This window comes from Nitrobacter winogradskyi (assembly GCF_006539545.1).
Taxonomy (GTDB): domain Bacteria; phylum Pseudomonadota; class Alphaproteobacteria; order Rhizobiales; family Xanthobacteraceae; genus Nitrobacter; species Nitrobacter winogradskyi_A.
Map to the genome: position 1 here is coordinate 78,848 of NZ_BJNF01000029.1, position 15,705 is coordinate 94,552.

At 58.5% G+C, this 15,705-nt stretch carries 15 protein-coding genes and 3 pseudogenes; 5 read left to right on the forward strand and 13 right to left on the reverse strand.

Annotated features, from left to right (window positions below):
* The first annotated feature begins 181 nt into the window (after nt 1-181).
* The gene (locus NWI01_RS06585) at nt 182-817 is read left to right on the forward strand and encodes a c-type cytochrome (protein WP_141383109.1); all 636 of its coding nucleotides are present in this window, start codon (nt 182-184) and stop codon (nt 815-817) included.
* A 109-nt stretch (nt 818-926) separates the two neighbouring features.
* On the opposite strand, the gene NWI01_RS06590 is transcribed toward NWI01_RS06585, so the two are convergent.
* Nucleotides 927-1,619 (reverse strand): GNAT family N-acetyltransferase, encoded by a 693-nt coding sequence (locus NWI01_RS06590; protein ID WP_244613667.1) that lies wholly within the window; start codon nt 1,617-1,619, stop codon nt 927-929.
* A gap of 23 nt (nt 1,620-1,642) precedes the next feature.
* Here NWI01_RS06590 and NWI01_RS06595 point away from each other — a divergent pair.
* The 4 genes and pseudogenes from NWI01_RS06595 (at nt 1,643) to NWI01_RS06610 (ending at nt 3,624) form a co-directional block, all read left to right on the forward strand.
* Nucleotides 1,643-2,431, forward strand: a pseudogene (locus tag NWI01_RS06595) (integrase core domain-containing protein).
* Nucleotides 2,432-2,572: 141 nt separating this feature from the next.
* Complete coding sequence (locus NWI01_RS06600) at nt 2,573-2,869, forward strand: hypothetical protein (protein ID WP_141383110.1); 297 nt, start codon at nt 2,573-2,575, stop codon at nt 2,867-2,869.
* Nucleotides 2,870-2,960: 91 nt separating this feature from the next.
* Nucleotides 2,961-3,101: pseudogene (locus NWI01_RS20255) on the forward strand (hypothetical protein); the annotation flags it as partial.
* Nucleotides 3,102-3,291: 190 nt separating this feature from the next.
* Nucleotides 3,292-3,624, forward strand: a complete 333-nt coding sequence (locus NWI01_RS06610) for a DUF411 domain-containing protein (protein ID WP_375782170.1) — start codon at nt 3,292-3,294, stop codon at nt 3,622-3,624.
* 30 nt (nt 3,625-3,654) lie between these two features.
* Here the strand turns inward: NWI01_RS06610 and NWI01_RS06615 are convergent, their stop codons facing one another.
* The 12 genes and pseudogenes from NWI01_RS06615 to NWI01_RS06655 all read right to left on the reverse strand — a co-directional run bounded on the left by NWI01_RS06615 (nt 3,655) and on the right by NWI01_RS06655 (nt 15,322).
* Nucleotides 3,655-4,800, reverse strand: a complete 1,146-nt coding sequence (locus tag NWI01_RS06615) for an acyltransferase family protein (RefSeq protein WP_181410397.1) — start codon at nt 4,798-4,800, stop codon at nt 3,655-3,657.
* Between the two features lie 431 nt (nt 4,801-5,231).
* Nucleotides 5,232-5,633: a copper-binding protein gene (locus NWI01_RS06620; protein WP_141383112.1), complete on the reverse strand. Its 402-nt coding sequence runs from the start codon at nt 5,631-5,633 to the stop codon at nt 5,232-5,234.
* Between the two features lie 146 nt (nt 5,634-5,779).
* Nucleotides 5,780-8,977 (reverse strand): efflux RND transporter permease subunit, encoded by a 3,198-nt coding sequence (locus NWI01_RS06625; RefSeq protein WP_141383113.1) that lies wholly within the window; start codon nt 8,975-8,977, stop codon nt 5,780-5,782.
* A complete protein-coding gene (locus tag NWI01_RS06630) occupies nt 8,974-10,491 on the reverse strand; it encodes an efflux RND transporter periplasmic adaptor subunit (protein WP_141383114.1) in 1,518 nt (505 codons plus the stop codon). The genes NWI01_RS06625 and NWI01_RS06630 overlap by 4 nt, the downstream gene beginning before the upstream one ends.
* Before the next feature lie 407 nt (nt 10,492-10,898).
* On the reverse strand, nt 10,899-11,192 hold the full coding sequence (locus NWI01_RS06635; RefSeq protein ID WP_244613668.1) for a hypothetical protein: 294 nt from the start codon (nt 11,190-11,192) through the stop codon (nt 10,899-10,901).
* 167 nt (nt 11,193-11,359) lie between these two features.
* A complete protein-coding gene (locus NWI01_RS20030) occupies nt 11,360-11,488 on the reverse strand; it encodes a hypothetical protein (RefSeq protein WP_283809239.1) in 129 nt (42 codons plus the stop codon).
* Between the two features lie 35 nt (nt 11,489-11,523).
* Complete coding sequence (locus NWI01_RS06640; protein WP_141383115.1) at nt 11,524-12,165, reverse strand: NrsF family protein; 642 nt, start codon at nt 12,163-12,165, stop codon at nt 11,524-11,526.
* A complete protein-coding gene (locus NWI01_RS06645) occupies nt 12,162-12,716 on the reverse strand; it encodes a sigma-70 family RNA polymerase sigma factor (RefSeq protein WP_141383116.1) in 555 nt (184 codons plus the stop codon). Before NWI01_RS06645 ends, NWI01_RS06640 begins: the two co-directional genes overlap by 4 nt.
* An 891-nt stretch (nt 12,717-13,607) precedes the next feature.
* Entirely contained in the window at nt 13,608-13,922 is a 315-nt protein-coding gene (locus NWI01_RS20260) for a hypothetical protein (protein ID WP_367399582.1), read from the reverse strand.
* Entirely contained in the window at nt 13,828-14,469 is a 642-nt protein-coding gene (locus tag NWI01_RS19550) for an outer membrane beta-barrel protein (protein WP_244613669.1), read from the reverse strand. Before NWI01_RS19550 ends, NWI01_RS20260 begins: the two co-directional genes overlap by 95 nt.
* Before the next feature lie 8 nt (nt 14,470-14,477).
* Nucleotides 14,478-14,579, reverse strand: a pseudogene (locus tag NWI01_RS20035) (hypothetical protein); the annotation flags it as partial.
* Nucleotides 14,580-15,061: 482 nt separating this feature from the next.
* Nucleotides 15,062-15,322, reverse strand: coding sequence for an SPW repeat domain-containing protein (locus NWI01_RS06655; RefSeq protein ID WP_244613670.1), 261 nt, complete (start codon nt 15,320-15,322; stop codon nt 15,062-15,064).
* Between the last annotated feature and the right edge of the window lie 383 nt (nt 15,323-15,705).

The following is a 15,705-nucleotide window of genomic DNA, read 5'->3' on the forward strand; positions in this document are numbered from 1 at the left end:
GTGGTCAGTTGACCCGGAAAATCTGCCTACGCGAGAATTTTCATGGCCCATTTCTGACAATGGACTTGGCACAGCCATGTGAAGCAAACATTGAAAAGCTCTCCGACTGACAAGCGCCGACAAGGTGTTCTCGAGCTCAATCATAACTGAGGTGCAAAGCAGGGCGTATGGAGATCCATAAATGAATCGAATTATACTCGGGGCTGTCCTTCTCGGCATGATACTGCTTCTCGGAGCCGGTGCATTCATCTTCTCTGGAACTTACAACATTGGCGCGGACGTTCCGCATTGGAATTTGACCAGCAAAATCCTGGAAGTTGCCCGCGACAGGGCCATTATGGTTCGTGCACGCGAAATCAAGGTGCCAGACCTGACCGGCGATCGGCTAATTCTGAAGGGAGCGGGACAGTATGCCGCGATGTGTGTGGGCTGCCATCTTGCACCTGGCAGAAAGGATTCAGAGATCCGGTCCGGTCTTTATCCGCAGCCGCCAAATCTCTCGCGGGTTAAGATTGATCCGCAGAGGACCTTTTGGGTGACGAAGCACGGCTTGAAGATGAGCGGAATGCCGGCATGGGGGTTGGGGCATGATGATGAAACGATCTGGAGCATTGTTGCCTTCGTTCAGAAATTGCCGGATATGTCGCCGCAGGAGTACAAGGACATTGTGGCCAAGGCACCACCGGACGAAGAGATGGAATCCATGGATCAAGATGGCGCCGGCCACGAACATCAGCACGTTAACGAGTTACATCAGCACGGCGCCGAACCCGAGTCCTCAAAGGATGCGCGACGGCCGCCTGATCATTCTCGCTAGTGCTCGTTGGCCAGAGATGGGCACGCGAGTAGTCGCGACAGGCCGGAAGGACTGCGATGAGCCCTGCCATGGCCCGTCCGCCCGTATCGATGTAATGCTGTCTCAATAATCATCGCAGGTTCAATCTGAAAACGAGGCTTCCTCCGACGTGAGGAAGTTCGGGATGCCACTGTATCATTGCGCTACCATCGATCCGGAAGCCACGTTCCTGATAGAACGCGATCGCATCGGCGTTGTCCGCCCAGACATGAAGTGTTATCGAAGAAAAATACTGCTGCCGTGCCTCCTCAACAACGGCTTCGAGAAGTCGAGTGCCGACGCCTCTCCTATGATGTGCGGGATCCACGGCGATGTTGTTAAGCAAATAGCTGTGAGGGTCGTTCAAACGGGTTCGTGCCTCAAGGTGTTCCTCGCGCGCCGTCAATTTTATTCCCATCCTATCATTCTCAATGGCTTTCGCCGGAAACCCGTTTGCAAGGCCGACGATCCTGCCATCCAACTCAGCGACAAAGCAGTTCTGGTACGAAAAGAGTCCTGTGGGGCTTGCGATCATGTCGCGATAAATTAAGCGAGCGTCCGAGGTCGGATCGATGCCCTTCGCAATGAACGAAAGCGTGTCTCCGCCCGCGAGATTCGCCAAATCGGCAAGCTCACTGTAATCCGCCGCAGTGGCCTTTCGGACAACAAAGCCCCATACGTTGCGCTGCGCGCGGCCTTCAGATTGACCTCCGCTGACTAGCGGACCATCCAGTTTGCGTTCTGTTTCAGCCGCCCTCGCCGCAGAGAGCGCACCGAACATCATCGTAGCCTTTCAAAGGAACGAAGATGAGACAGAAATCCGGAACCGGGAAAGCACCAGCCGAACAGATTATCAAGGACATCCGCCGAGCGACCCGCAAGCAGTATTCAGCGGAAGAGAAGATCGGCATCGTGCTCGAGGGCTTGCGCGGCGAGGAGTCGATTGCAGCGCTGTGCTGCCGCGAAGGGATCGCCGAGAGCCTGTATACAACTGGTCGAAGGAATTCCTCGAAGCTGGCAAGAAGCGGCTCGCCGGCGACACGGCGCGCGCCGCCACCAGCGACGAGGTGAAGATGCTGCGCAAGGATCATCGCCTGGAAACTCTGCACCACGATGAAGGCTGAAGACGTCACCGACACACTGACCCTGGCGCTGCGGGCCTCCGGCTGTGACAGCGCCAAGGTGGTGCAGCGGCCACGGCTGCTGTCCGACAATGGCCGTCCTACGTGTCTTCCGACCTGGCCGCCTGGCTATCCGACAAAGGCATGGACCACACCCGCGGAGCGCCCTGCCACCCCCAGACTCAGGGCAAGATCGAACGATGGCACCAGACGCTGAAGAACCGCATCCTGCTGGAAAACTACTTTCTGCCGGGTGATATCCAACGGCAGGTCGCGGCGTTCGTCGATCATTACGACCACCGCCGCTACCACGAGAGCCTCAGCAATCTCACACCCGCCGACATCTACTTCGGGCGCGGGCGACATCATCATGCTGGAAAGGGAAAGGATCAAACGCGAAACCATCAAACAGCGCCGCTTGCTTCATCGAGAAGCGGCTAAAATGACAACCCTAATGGGCCGGAGCCTCCGTTAGCTCACGCAGCCAGAGGTCTCAAAAAACCTGACGACGGACAGTGGCCGCGAACATGAGCGGCAGCATGACCTATCTGATCGATGCGGAGACGGTGTGGGCGGTCGTCCACGTACCGGTTTCGGTACCGTTTGGACGCTGCGCATGCTCCTTGCGGCCCTCACCGTTGGTGTGGCGGTCTGGGGTCTCCGTTCAAAGGTGGCGGCGCATCACCAGAATTGGATGACCCCGCTCCTGGCCGCCGTCCTTTTGGCATCGCTCGCCGGGACGGTTCACGCCCAGATTGAGGAAGACTGGGCTGGCGTCATGCATATTGTTGCCGATGCCGTACCTCTTCTTGCCGCCGGAGCTTGGCTCGGCGACCTCATTCCGCTGGCGTTGATCCTGCATCGCTATCTCGGAATGGACCTGAACGTCGGACCGAAGGACATCGAATTCTGATGCGGTTCTCCGGCATGGGATATCTTGCGGTCGCTGCGTTGATCGGGCGGGCCTCGTCAACGGCTGGTTCCTAATCGGATCGCTGTCTAGATTGCTGAACACGCCGTACGGCCAAATCCTTCTCGAGAAGCTTGCCCTGTTTGGTGGAATGCTCGCGCTCGCGGCGCGAACCGATTCTGGCTCGCTCCGTCGAACGGGCTTCGAACAACGGATGCGGGATTGGCGAGGTCGTCCGCAAGGCTGCGCAACCAATGTGCTCGGGGAGCAGGTCTTGGGATGGATAGTTCTCCTGGTTCGGTCAGCATCCTCGGCACGATGCAGCCGGCGGTGTGGCATTGATTGCTCCGACGGTTTCCGAGGCTGCACAGAGCACCACTATTCGTGTTCACAAGGATCCGAGTTGCGGTTGCTACTCAGGCTGGGTGCGGCATCTGGAATCTGCGGGGTTCAGCGTCGCGGTTCAAGAAGACAGAAACCTTCAGGGCATCCGACAGCGCTTGGGCGTCCCGACCGATCTCGCCGCATGCCATACGGCCGAGGCGGGCGGGTACGTCATCGAGGGTCATGTTCCGGCGCCGGCCATTCTGCGCCTATCGAAAGGGCGCCCCGTTGCGACAAGCATAGCGCTCCCGGGAATGCCAGTGGGTCGCCCCGGCTTGGAGGGCGGCACACCCGAAAAGTATGCTATCATTTTGTTCGGGCCGAATGGTCGGCGCGCCTACATGGAATTCGAAAGCGTGCGTTCCGTCGGGTGAAGTGGTGCGAGCAGTCAAAACCCAGCTGACCTACTTGTCGGTAATTGGCTGCACCGACCTTGTATGTTGTGCCATCTCATGCATGGGTTTTGATTTCAATCGCTGACGCAGACGTTCAATGCGCGCTTCAATCGAGATCGAGATGGGTTTGCGCGCGCGCATGGCAGGCCGCTCAATTAACAGCCACGATGGAAGTGCGACAGCCATGGCCAACACAAGCGAAAGCAGTGTTAGCGACCAAACGCTGATGCTTGGTTGCACTAACATCAATGTTTGTGTGATTGGCCAGCCGAATATGTAAATGCCATAGGAAAGATCAATGCGATTGGTGAGACTGCGCAGATGACCGGTGGGCAGCTTGCCAAGCCAGACAATTGCGTACCCTGTCGCAAAAAGCGAAACGATGCGCTCGAGAGGAGATCCAATCGTGAACCAAAACAAAACGGATACTGCGGCCACGGCGAAGGCGGACAAAACGATCTGGTTCCGGAAAACATAAAATCCGACGCCTAGAGAAAAACACAACCAAAAGCGCGCCGCTTGATCGAGTGGGGTTGTGTCGTGTCCAGAACGAACGAACAGAATTCCTCCCGCAATGGTCCACGAGATGCCGAACAGCCAAGTAAACCGACGTTTGGTTACAAACCCAAACCACGCGATAAATGCGAGCAACAAATAGCATGCGGCCTCATACTTCAGTGTCCAGATTGACGCATTCATCACGGAAGGATGAGGGTTTCCGCCGAACACGCCGGGCAATCCGGTGGCCGCGGAATTCAGAAGCAGGGTACTCACGCCGTATCGCCAAACACGGGTGTCCGAAAGGAATTGCGTCGGTGTGCAAGTCGTAACGATCGCTCCTACGAGGACCAGGAGCAGTGCGCAGGCCCCGAGTGCAGGAAATATTCTGAGGCCGCGCGCCACCATAAACTCAGTGGTAGAGGGCGATTTAGCGAGACTTCCGGCAACCGTTAAGCCGGACAGAACGAAAAACACATTGACTGCGTGATCACCGAGATTGAAGTAGGTGATGCTGGAAAGGATTTCATCGGCCTTGTGACCAGAGTGTAAGAAGACGGCATGAGAAATGACCACGGCCGAGGCGGCCAGTAGACGTAATAGGGTAAAGTTGTTCTGTTTCGGATCAAGAATGTCTCCGACTCGGGTTAGTGCCATCTTCCCACCTATTTGAAGAACGGCGTGATGTGCCGGATTGTTACGACATGAACTGCAGTTTCAATCATCAGCAAGGAGTGCGCCAACGGTATGACTCTACGGGGAACCCGAGCGAGGCTAAGAGACCGAATCGGAAGCTGGTCGCCGACTTTACTCATCGGAAAGGCGACGACCGAGCCCCTTGAAACCTTAACCGACGGGCGTTTCTGAAAAGTTGAATTGGAGGCACGCCTGTCCAGGCAGTCATTTGTCAAATATTCACTTTGGGCTTTCCAGCCCAGCGTCGTTCCTGGCTTCGTGCGATTGTCACAATTTACTGCCTCTGATCGAAGCAGGTTTTCGACAACCGCAGCCATGGCCGCGGTTTCTCGATTACGTCTCCTCTTTTGCGGCCAGGGCCGTGTATGATCTGATTCCGTCCGCCGCGTGCGTCAAGGCGCCGGCGTGATCGACTGGACGGTATAGGTGCCGCCGGAGCTGCTCAGGGTGAAATTGACCTTATCGCCAGTCTTCACCTTGGCGAGATCGACGGACGGCGCAACGGCGAACTCCATCTTCATGGCGGGCCAGTTGATGGCCGGAATTGGACCGTGATCGAAGGTGATCTTGTGATCCGCCGCGTTCAGCGCCGTGACAGTACCGGAGGCGGTCGCCGTCTTCGCGGCCTTCTTGTCGCTCATTGGCGGCACCTTCTTCATGTCCTTCATATCGGACATGCCCGCGTCTCCCTGAGCGAGCGCGGTGCCCGCCTGCAGCGTCAATGCCGCGCCGAGCAGCGTGGCAGCAAGAACTCCGGCACGCTGGGCCCGGCGATAGTTATCGACAAAGTGCATAGATATTCTCCTGTTTGGCATGATGGTTGGCAACACCACGGCGGGCGTGGATTGCTGGGTGATGAACGATTGAACGGGAGGGGCTAAATCGCCCTCGCGCCACAGCCGCCGTTTCCGGCTCGCGATCCTTGTGTGGCCGCTCGGCGTCACTGCACGTTCTCCGCACGATGCAGGTCGAACGTCGGCGTCAAATTCCGATGCTTGCCGTCTTTCTCTTCGCCGTCCCACGGCGAGGCGGGCAATCCAATTCCTTTTACCACCGCGAAGATCGCTGGAATGACAACGAGCGTCAGTACCGTCGACGAAACCATGCCGCCGATCATCGGCACGGCAATTCGCTGCATGACCTCTGAGCCGGTCCCCGTACTCCAGAGAATCGGCACCAAGCCCGCCATGATCGCGACGACGGTCATCATCTTGGGTCGCACCCGGTCCACCGCGCCGAGCATGATCGCATTGTAAAGATCGGCTCGCGTGAATGGCTCTCCAGTGGCCGAGCGTTCCGCCTTCAATTCGGCCATGGCCTGTTCGAGGTAGATCAGCATGACGACGCCGGTCTCGGCCGCGACGCCGGCCAGCGCGATGAAGCCGACGGCGACGGCGACCGACATGTTGAATCCGAGCCACCACATCAGCCAGATGCCGCCGACCAGCGAAAACGGCAGTGACAGCATCACGATCAGGGTTTCGGCCAGTGCCCGGAAATTCAGATAGAGCAGCAGGAAGATGATCAGCAAGGTGACCGGAACGACGATCTTGAGCCGCGCTTCGGCGCGCTGCAGGTACTCGAACTGTCCGCTCCAGGAGACGTAATAGCCCGGCGGAAACTTGACTTTCTCCGCGACCGCCTGCTGTGCTTCTGCGACGTACCCGCCCAGATCGCGACCGGTGATATCGACGAAGATGTAGACTGCGAGTTGACCGTTCTCGGTGCGGATCGACGTGGGGCCGCGGGTCAATTTCACGCTGGCGACCTGGCCGAGCGGCACGCTCCCGCCGGACGCCAGCGGCACCTGGACGTCGGTGCTGATCGTTTGCGGGTTGGAACGCAACGCGCGGGGATACCGGATGTTGACGGAATAGCGTTCCCGGCCCTCGACCGTCGTGGTTACGGTTTCACCGCCGAGTGCCATGGAGATCACGTCCTGGATATCGCTGATCGTGAGTCCGTAGCGGCCCAACGCCAAACGATCGGGGATGATCTCCAAATAGTATCCGCCAATCACGCGCTCCGCGTAGGCACTTGAGGTGCCGGGCACCGATCTAACCACCCGTTCGACTTCGCGGGCGATCTTCTCCATTTCCCCAAGGTCCTTGCCGAAAATCTTGATCCCGACGGGGGTACGTATTCCGGTCGACAGCATGTCGATGCGAGCGCGGATCGGCATCGTCCAGGCATTCGAAACGCCGGGAAACTGCAGTGCTTTGTCCATCTCGGCCTTGAGACTGTCAATCGTCACGCCGGGCCGCCATTCCGACTTCGGCTTCAAATTGATGATGGTCTCGAACATTTCGGTCGGCGCCGGATCGGTGGCGGTCGAGGCGCGGCCCGCCTTGCCATAGACCGATGCTACTTCGGGGAATGACTTGATGATGCGATCCTGAGTCTGCAACAGCTCCGCAGCCTTGGTGATGGACAGCCCGGGCAGCGTCGTCGGCATGTACATCAAAGTGCCTTCATTGAGGCTCGGCATGAACTCGCTGCCGAGTTGGCGGGCAGGCCAGATCGTGATCGCAAGTGCAATCAGTGCAAGCATGATCGTCAATGTCTTGGCGTTGAGAACCCACCGGATCACCGGTCGATACACCCAGATCAGGAATCGGTTCACGGGATTCTTGTGTTCCGAGATGATGCGCCCGCGGACGAAGATGACCATCAGGGCAGGCACCAGCGTGATCGAGAGCAGGGCGGCCGCGGCCATCGAAAAGGTCTTGGTGTAGGCGAGCGGCCCGAACATGCGTCCTTCCTGCGCCTCCAGGGTAAAGATCGGCAGGAACGAGACGGTGATTACCAACAAACTGAAGAACAGCGACGGTCCGACCTCGCTCGCCGCATTGATCAAAATCTGCGTCCGCGGCGTTCCGGGCTTCGCGCGCTCCAGGTGCTTGTGCGCATTTTCGATCATGACGATCGCCGCGTCGATCATGGCACCGACCGCGATGGCGATGCCGCCAAGGCTCATGATGTTGGCGCCGAGCCCCATGAATTTCATGGCGGCGAAGGCCATTAGGATTCCTACGGGGAGCATCAGAATGGCGACGAGCGCACTGCGCAGGTGAAGCAGGAAGACAAAGCAAACCAAGGCAACGATGATGCTTTCTTCGAGCAGGGTGCCCTTGAGCGTTTCGATGGCCGCCTTGATCAGTTCGGAACGATCGTAGACCGAGATGATCTCGACGCCCTTGGGCAGGCTTGAGGCGATCTCCGTAAGACGCGCCTTGACGTTGTCGATGACGGTGAGGGCGTTGGCGCCGAAACGCTGCAGCGCGATGCCGCTGACGACCTCGCCGTCGCCGTTGAGTTCGGTAATTCCTCGCCGCTCGTCCGGACCGAGTTCGACGCGAGCAACGTCCCGCAATCGAAGCGGAGCTCCCGCGTCGGTCTTCAGAACGATGTTCTCGATGTCCTCGATGCTCCTGAGATAGCCGCGGCCGCGGACGATGAATTCAAACTCGGACAGCTCCACGGTGCGTCCACCGACGTCCGTGTTGCTCGCCCGCACGGCACTGCGGAGCTTGCCCAGTGAGATGCCTTGGGCGCGCAGTTTTTGCGGGTCGACGACGATGTTGTACTGCTTGACGAAGCCGCCGACGCTAGCCACTTCCGCGACGCCTCCGGCTTTGGAAATGCCGTACCGCACAATCCAGTCCTGCACCGACCGGAGTTCGGCAAGGGTCATGTCCTTGGCCACGACGGCGTACTGATAGACCCACCCGACACCAGTGGCATCGGGCCCAAGGCTTGGCGTGACCCCCGTGGGCAATCGTCGCGCGGCGGTGTTGAGATATTCCAGCACGCGGCTTCGCGCCCAGTAGGGATCCGTGCCGTCTTCGAAGATGACGTAGACGAAGGACACGCCGAAGAACGAGAAGCCGCGCACGACCTTCGATTTCGGAACCGTCAGCATCGCCGTGGTCAACGGATAGGTCACCTGATCCTCGACGACCTGGGGCGCCTGCCCGGGATATTCGGTGTAGACGATGACCTGCACGTCGGAGAGATCGGGGATGGCGTCGAGCGGCAGGGTGCGCAATGCATAGATGCCCGCCGTGACCGCGAACACCGTCCCGATCAGGACCAACATCAGATTCCGCGCCGACCATGCGATCAGGCGGGCGATCATTTGGCCTTCTCTGCGTCCGTAAACGCCCGCAACGCGGATTTCAGGTTGCTTTCGGCATCGATCAGGAAGTTGGCGGCGACGACGACGCGGTCGCTTTCGCCGACGCCCTCGCGGATTTCGCTGTAATCCTCGCCGCGCGTGCCGACCTTGACTTCACGCGGCTCGAAACGGCCTTCGCCCTTGTCGATGAAAACGATCTGCCGCGCTCCGGTATCAATCACCGCGCCGTTGGGTACCGCGATCACGGGCTTTTTCGCACCGAACGCGATTTCAACGTCGGCAAACATGTCGGGAATAAGCACGTCGTCCGGATTGGGTAGTTCGATACGTACCTTGGTGGTGCGCGTCTCGGTGTTGACCTGGGGATAGATCAAGGCGACGGATCCCTTGAATTCACGCCCCGGCAGGCTGCGGACCTTGATGGTTGCTGCCGAGCCGACCTTCACTGCGTCGATATCCCGTTCGGCGACGTCGGCGGTCACCCAGATCACGGAGGTGTCGGCCAGCCGAAACAACACTTCGCCCGGCATCGCCCGCATGCCCTCGACGGCCATTCGCTCCAGAATCACGCCGTCGCGCGGGGCCGTCCAGGTGATGGTCAGCGGGACCGTTTTGGTACGATCGAGGTCGGCGATTACGTCGGCGGGCACCGCCAGATTTTCGAGCCGCCGCCGCGCGCCGTCGATCAGTTGTTTGCGTCCCCCCAGATTGGCCACGCGCGCATTGTCCCCGACAGTGGACAGATACTGGGCGCTCGCCGATGCAATGTCCGGCGAATAAAGCTTGAACAAGGGTTGTCCCTTAGTGACATGATCGCCTGTCGTGACGTTCTCGACGGTTTCGATGAATGCCTGGGCCCGCAAGGAAATCACAGCCACGCGCCGCTCATCGAGCTTGATCGTTCCGGGCGCGCGGATGGGCCGCGTCACGGTGCGCAGAGCGGCGGGCTCGGAGCGCACACCGGTGCGCTGCAGCTTGCCCGGTGAAATCTGGATTGTTGAGGCGGCATCCTCGCCTTCGTAGACGGGAATGTAATCCATCCCCATCGAATCCTTTTTCGGGACGGGAGAGGTGTCGGGCAAGCCCATTGGATTGCGATAGAAGAGAATTCGTTTGGGTCCGGAGTTGTCCTGGGCCGGCGCCGCAGTTTCTGGAGGATTGTCGAAGCTGACGTCTTCGCTGGCATGGACTGCGGTATACGGACGCCCGTCCGGCGTGGTCTTGGCATCGGTTGAATAGAGCGGTTTGCCGTCGGGATCGCGGTAGTAAATGACCGGACCGGTTGCCGTAGGCTTGGCGGGCTGGGATCCGAGGAGGGCTGCGACACGAAGCGGAACCCAGCCAGGCAACGTTTGGTTAGAGTGGCCGAGTCGATAGCCAACTCCCAGCGTTACCGCGAGCGCGCTTATCGTGAACACAATGAGCACGATCCGTCTCGCGGCAGATCTTCCGGTTTGGGCGCGGGGCCTCACGCGTCCATCCTCGAATGGACGGTGTTCAGTCAACTTATCCATCGGTGTACCCCTGGCGCTGCTGCGGACTGCCGCAACTGAACCGGATTATGTCTTTCCGGCAGAACCGATTATGTCTTTCCGGCAGAACCGATGTCAGTCTGGGAAGCGATCGCAAGTGGGTCGCCCGTTTCTGGCGATCCCTCCGTACCCGACCGAGCCGTGCCGGGCACATCAGTCCGTCCACCGGTCGAAGATCCTACTTGCAGACGAACCACCGATTAGTTCGCACCGGACGGCGGACCGGTTACAGGCTCACGCCGATGTGAAAAACCCACTTGAGTGGTCGTTCGATGCCCCGAAAGCCGATTGATGCCGAGGCCGCACGATTCATGGACGCCCTTCCGAATGCGCAAAGTTCATCGATCGGCATGATGATCGGACGGTGGCTGTTTCAGCCGTGACGGTCTTTATTGTTTCGGTGCATTTTGCTTGTCGTGACGCTCGTTGCTGGCCTTCATCATTTGATTACAGCTTTCCATCATCTGCTTCATTTGACTCATCATGCCCATCATTTCCTGCATGCCTTGTGAGCCGTTGCCCATCATGGGTTGATTGGTTTCCGTCGGCCTCTTCGGTGGCGTGGACGTTTCGTCCGCCTGGACGGCGGCGGAAGCCGCTAACGACGCAATCAATGCGAGCGGGATGAGAGTGGTGATCTTCATTTGGTTGCCCTTCAAAGAATGGCGCGCGTCGGTGGTCAACGCGTGCTGCGGTGCGGTTTGGAGCAGACTGCGACGCTTGGGCGCTCACCCAGGAAAGCGAGCGTCATCTGTTAGTTCGGAAAGAGAGTATGTTCGGTTACAAGCTCACGATTTCGTTAAATCAGGCGGTCGACAGGAAAAGTCCATCGGCGTCAACTAACCCGAGGTCAGGTATCGTCTTCCGCACTTACGTCCGCCGATGGCACGGCTTTCCGTCTCGAGATGAAGCCAAGCTGGAATCCAAACACGCGGCCGATCTTGTCGAAGGTTTCCGCGGGTCGGATTCGCGCCTTCATTGCGAGTTCCGCGATCTGGCGGGTGGTCAGTCGGTTTACCAATGCAGCAATTTGGGCCCGAGTACGGCGCCGGCGACCGTACATAAAACGATTGTGCCACCGTACCAGAGCGCAATGAAGGGAAACAGGTCATCCATGCAATGCAAAGCGTAGGCGGTTGCACTGACGCCGCCCGCGACGAGTCCTGCAAGCGCGCCGGTGCGGACCAGGTCCGTAGGCGCGGCAAGGCGGACCGCCGACATGATGGCGGCGAACGGCACGACCGCGACCGTTGGGATGGCGATCAGACACTCAAGCCAATAGCTGCCGAACACGATGGTTTCCCAGTGCGACCGCGGTGCCGTGGCCAGGCTGATGGCCGCGATGATCATGATCGCGAGAAATGGTAGGACAGTGAGGGCGAACCGGACCCGAAATTCGCCGCCGGGACGGATGTACTTGACCAGGTAATGCGAGGCCAAAATCACGACCGACAAGCTGAAGGCGAGTTTCGCGATCAAGAAGACCTGGGCATGTATTTCGTTAAGGTCAGTGCGAACGCCGAGGACAAAGACGACCGCCAACAGGGACGCCGCGGCGCCAACCAAGATTGCAATCCGGACGTTCCGGACAACTTCCCGCGTATCGACCGGGTCGACCTGCGAACTGAGCATGGAAATCAATTCATTGGTTTTCACGCTTTGGTCTCCCGTGCAATCAATGCGGTGAGGATCTTCAGCCCACGGTGAATGTTGACCTTGACGGCGGATGGCGACATCCCGCTACGATCGGCGGCCTCGGCCACGCTCAGGCCGTCGAGCTTCACGTATTGGAGCGAAAGTCTCATTCGTTCCGGTAACCTTTCAAAGAGCTTGGCGAGATCGAGTTGGCTTTCGGCGGCGGCGTTGTCGTCGGATGCCAGGATGTATTCGGCGTTATCCAAGGGCACGTCCGCCGTCGTGGTCCTGGTGCGCCGCAAATGGTCGATAAGCTTGTAGCGTGCAATGGCGTAAACCCAAGGTGTCAGCGGCTGCTCCGGATCGTAAGTATGCCGCTGCGTATGGATGACAATTAGGGCCTCCTGCACGAGGTCTTCAGTTTCCTCTGCCGGGCGTCCGGATCGCAAAAGTCTGCTCTTGTAGTAGCTCCGCAGATGTCCGCTCAAAGCCGTCAGCAGCGATCGATGCGCGTTGGAGTCGCCTTGGAGACTCGCCGTCATGAGCGCTTTGAGGTCGAACTCCTTCGTCATTTCTCCCTCTTTGAATTCGAATGAAGAATGCCCACGGTTACACGCTCACGAGATCGTGAGGTCCGCGCCCAATCGCGAAGTGGGGGTCGAATGGAAATGCGTCCATTGATCAAACCGTTCCGGACTTCGAAAAGTCAGATGCGAGTATAGGTTGCATCTGACTGCGCGGGGGTTGCGGATTCGCAATGTCTCTGTCCGTCACAAGAACCGACCTACGTTAACACCATCTTCCATCTCACAGACCAAGTCAGGCGACTAGTCTCTAGATGACGCATCGATCGACTTCGCATCCGAGCGAAAGCTGCTAATCCGGCGTCAGTCGGGACGGCGTGTTGAATGCAGGTGTGGATGCGAAGTCGTTTCCGAATTCATTCATGTCCGGTCCATTCAGGATCGGACGGCTGAGGAATCGTGGGAGTTAAAAATGCGCAGATCGAGCTTGGTTGCATTGTCGTCGTTGTTAATGGTCGCTTCAGTATCGCCAAGCTTTGCGCACGCGACGGGGACCGAGGCACGTTTGGGTCCTCAGAGGACCACGACCCGGAGCGGATGGCACCTGCGGTGCCCCGCACCGATCGGGCCGCTGCTCCACGTCCGCGCCGAAAACTTGCAACTATCGTGGAGGACCCAAAACGGGCATCTGGTCGTGCGAATAATTTTCCCGGCCTCACAAGGGCAAGGCTACGCGCAGCACGGGGCAGGCTGCCTGACTGTTCCGGGAGAAGCGATCGATCGGTGCGATCCCGACCAAAAGACGCGCGTCCTTTTTGAGAACATGCGGCAACACCGCGCAGGGCATCAAACCAATGCGATGGGATCATCGCACTCGGGTCTTAACGATCGAGAACCTGATTCAATATCCGCTCTTTCGCGCAACCACTCGTGTCGCAATCATCTGATTTTGAACGGGATGATGATGTCGCCGCCGAACGTGAATGCGAACGCTTCGTTCCGGCGCCGAATGGCGTCGTTCCGTTCAACGAAGTATCGTAACGAACTCGGGCCTGACAACCAGGCCGTCGAGTTCTTTGGGTACGGGGGCTTGATCGCGAGTCCGACCGGCAGTGCGCCGTAGGTTGTCGCTCTGCCGCCGATCGCCGGCCCCAACGGATTACCATGCTCGACCCTGACAAAGTCCAGGTTGCCGGGGAATGCAGCAACGAAAAAACCACTGTTGTCGCGCCAGACTTCTCCGCGTCCGGTGATCTTGAGCCAATCGTTGAAGGCATAGGTGACGTATTGCGTGACGCCGCCCCCCGACCGCATTGAAGCCTTCCTCACGAATATAGTTCAGGTCGGTGGTGAGCGTGAGCTTGTCGGTTGCCTTCCAGACGACTGTCACATCGTTGAGATAACGCAGAGCACTATTCGGATTGACACCCGCAAGCACGACCGACGAGACATTGGGATTTTCCGGGCCGATGTGGGTCGTCGCCAGCACAGTCAGCGCGCCGTCCATCAAATTGAGTCCAATCCTACCGTGGAACGCCGCAGCCGCGTTGTTGTCGCCGCCATTGAAGCGGTCGAACCTGTTGCCGAAGGTCGTATTCACGCTGGTGTCGACGCCAGCATAAACATCGAGGAGGGGGGTTAGATGGGTAGTCGTCATGATCCCGGTGTGCTTGAACGGAATGCCGAAATTGAAGATGTAGGAGTGCGAGTAGAGCGCATTGTCCGGCGCGTAAATAATTTCGGCACCTCCAAGGTTACGTATTGTTCGACCTTGACATCCACGCCGCCCGAGGTGAGCCACGGCAAATGAAACAGAGCGTGGGCCTCGACGATGTCAAACTGATTGCGACCGCTGATCGACTGATCGAACTCACCCAGAAAGTGCGTGTACCGTGCATCCGAGCCGTACATCGCCTGGAACTTGAAGCCGAAATCGTATCCGCTCGCTTTGGGATCGAGCGGACGGGAACCGTCAGCAGCGCCTGGTTCATCAACGGGGAATTGGCCTTATCGGTGAAGAGGTGGCCAAAGTTAGTGCCGCCGGAAGGCCCCTCGTTGAAGGTGATCCCCGCTTGCACATGGCCGGTTATGGTGACGGTATCCCACCAGGACGGCAACGCAGGCACGGGATTGCGCACCTTCGTAGTCAAATCTGCAGCCGCCGCGCCGCCGACCGAAAAAACCAAAACGACCAGTCTGAACAGTACGCCCTTCCGCATTGTAGGCCCCCGCGCAACTACTGCTTGCAATTTCGTCCTGTCTTGGAATTCGTCAAAGCCGTATCAGGCCCCTTTTATGCGGGGCGGTGATGCATCACCCAGAGTTCGACCGCGGCAACGGTTGCGACGACGAGCCCCACCACGAGATGCACCTGCATCGCCATGGTATCGTCGTCATATTGCCAACCAGGTACCGATCGTCAGATTGATCCATTCTTCCGATTCGAAGAAGGCCGGAACTGAAACGGAGTCGAAAAAGTCGGCAATCGAAAAGATCGCGACTATGCTGATGGCGTTGCCGGCCATCCAGGATGTATGCCATCCGAGTTGCGATTTGAATCCGAATAACCAGGGCGACAAGACCAGAAACCCGCCCAATGCGAGATTGATGATGAAATCGACGAAAGCTTCGGTTTTCCGGTTTCGCTGGAACATGGCGACCTCGCTTCGTGAAGGCCAGACCACACTATTGTAACGACGTATAGTCTCGTTCGACGGAAATGTGCCAGCGGTTTCTGCTTGGGAGCCCAGAGGACAACGCCATGTGGCTGCTCCACGCCCTAACCGTTCGCGGGGCTGGAGAGGCCGACATGAGCCAAGCCAGTGCGGGGGGTTCCTGCGATGACGGGTTTGAAGCCGATGTTCAAAGAATCCGACGACGGCCTGTAACCATGCGTTCGCTCTGTTCGAACTAACTTAATAACAGGCGCGCGAGGAGAGATCGAGGTTCGCGAAAAGACGCGGCCCCGAGCGGTGAGGGCGCATAGCTTTGTCGTTTCGGGCGGCAGCCGAGAAAAGAAATGATATGCACTGTTTCT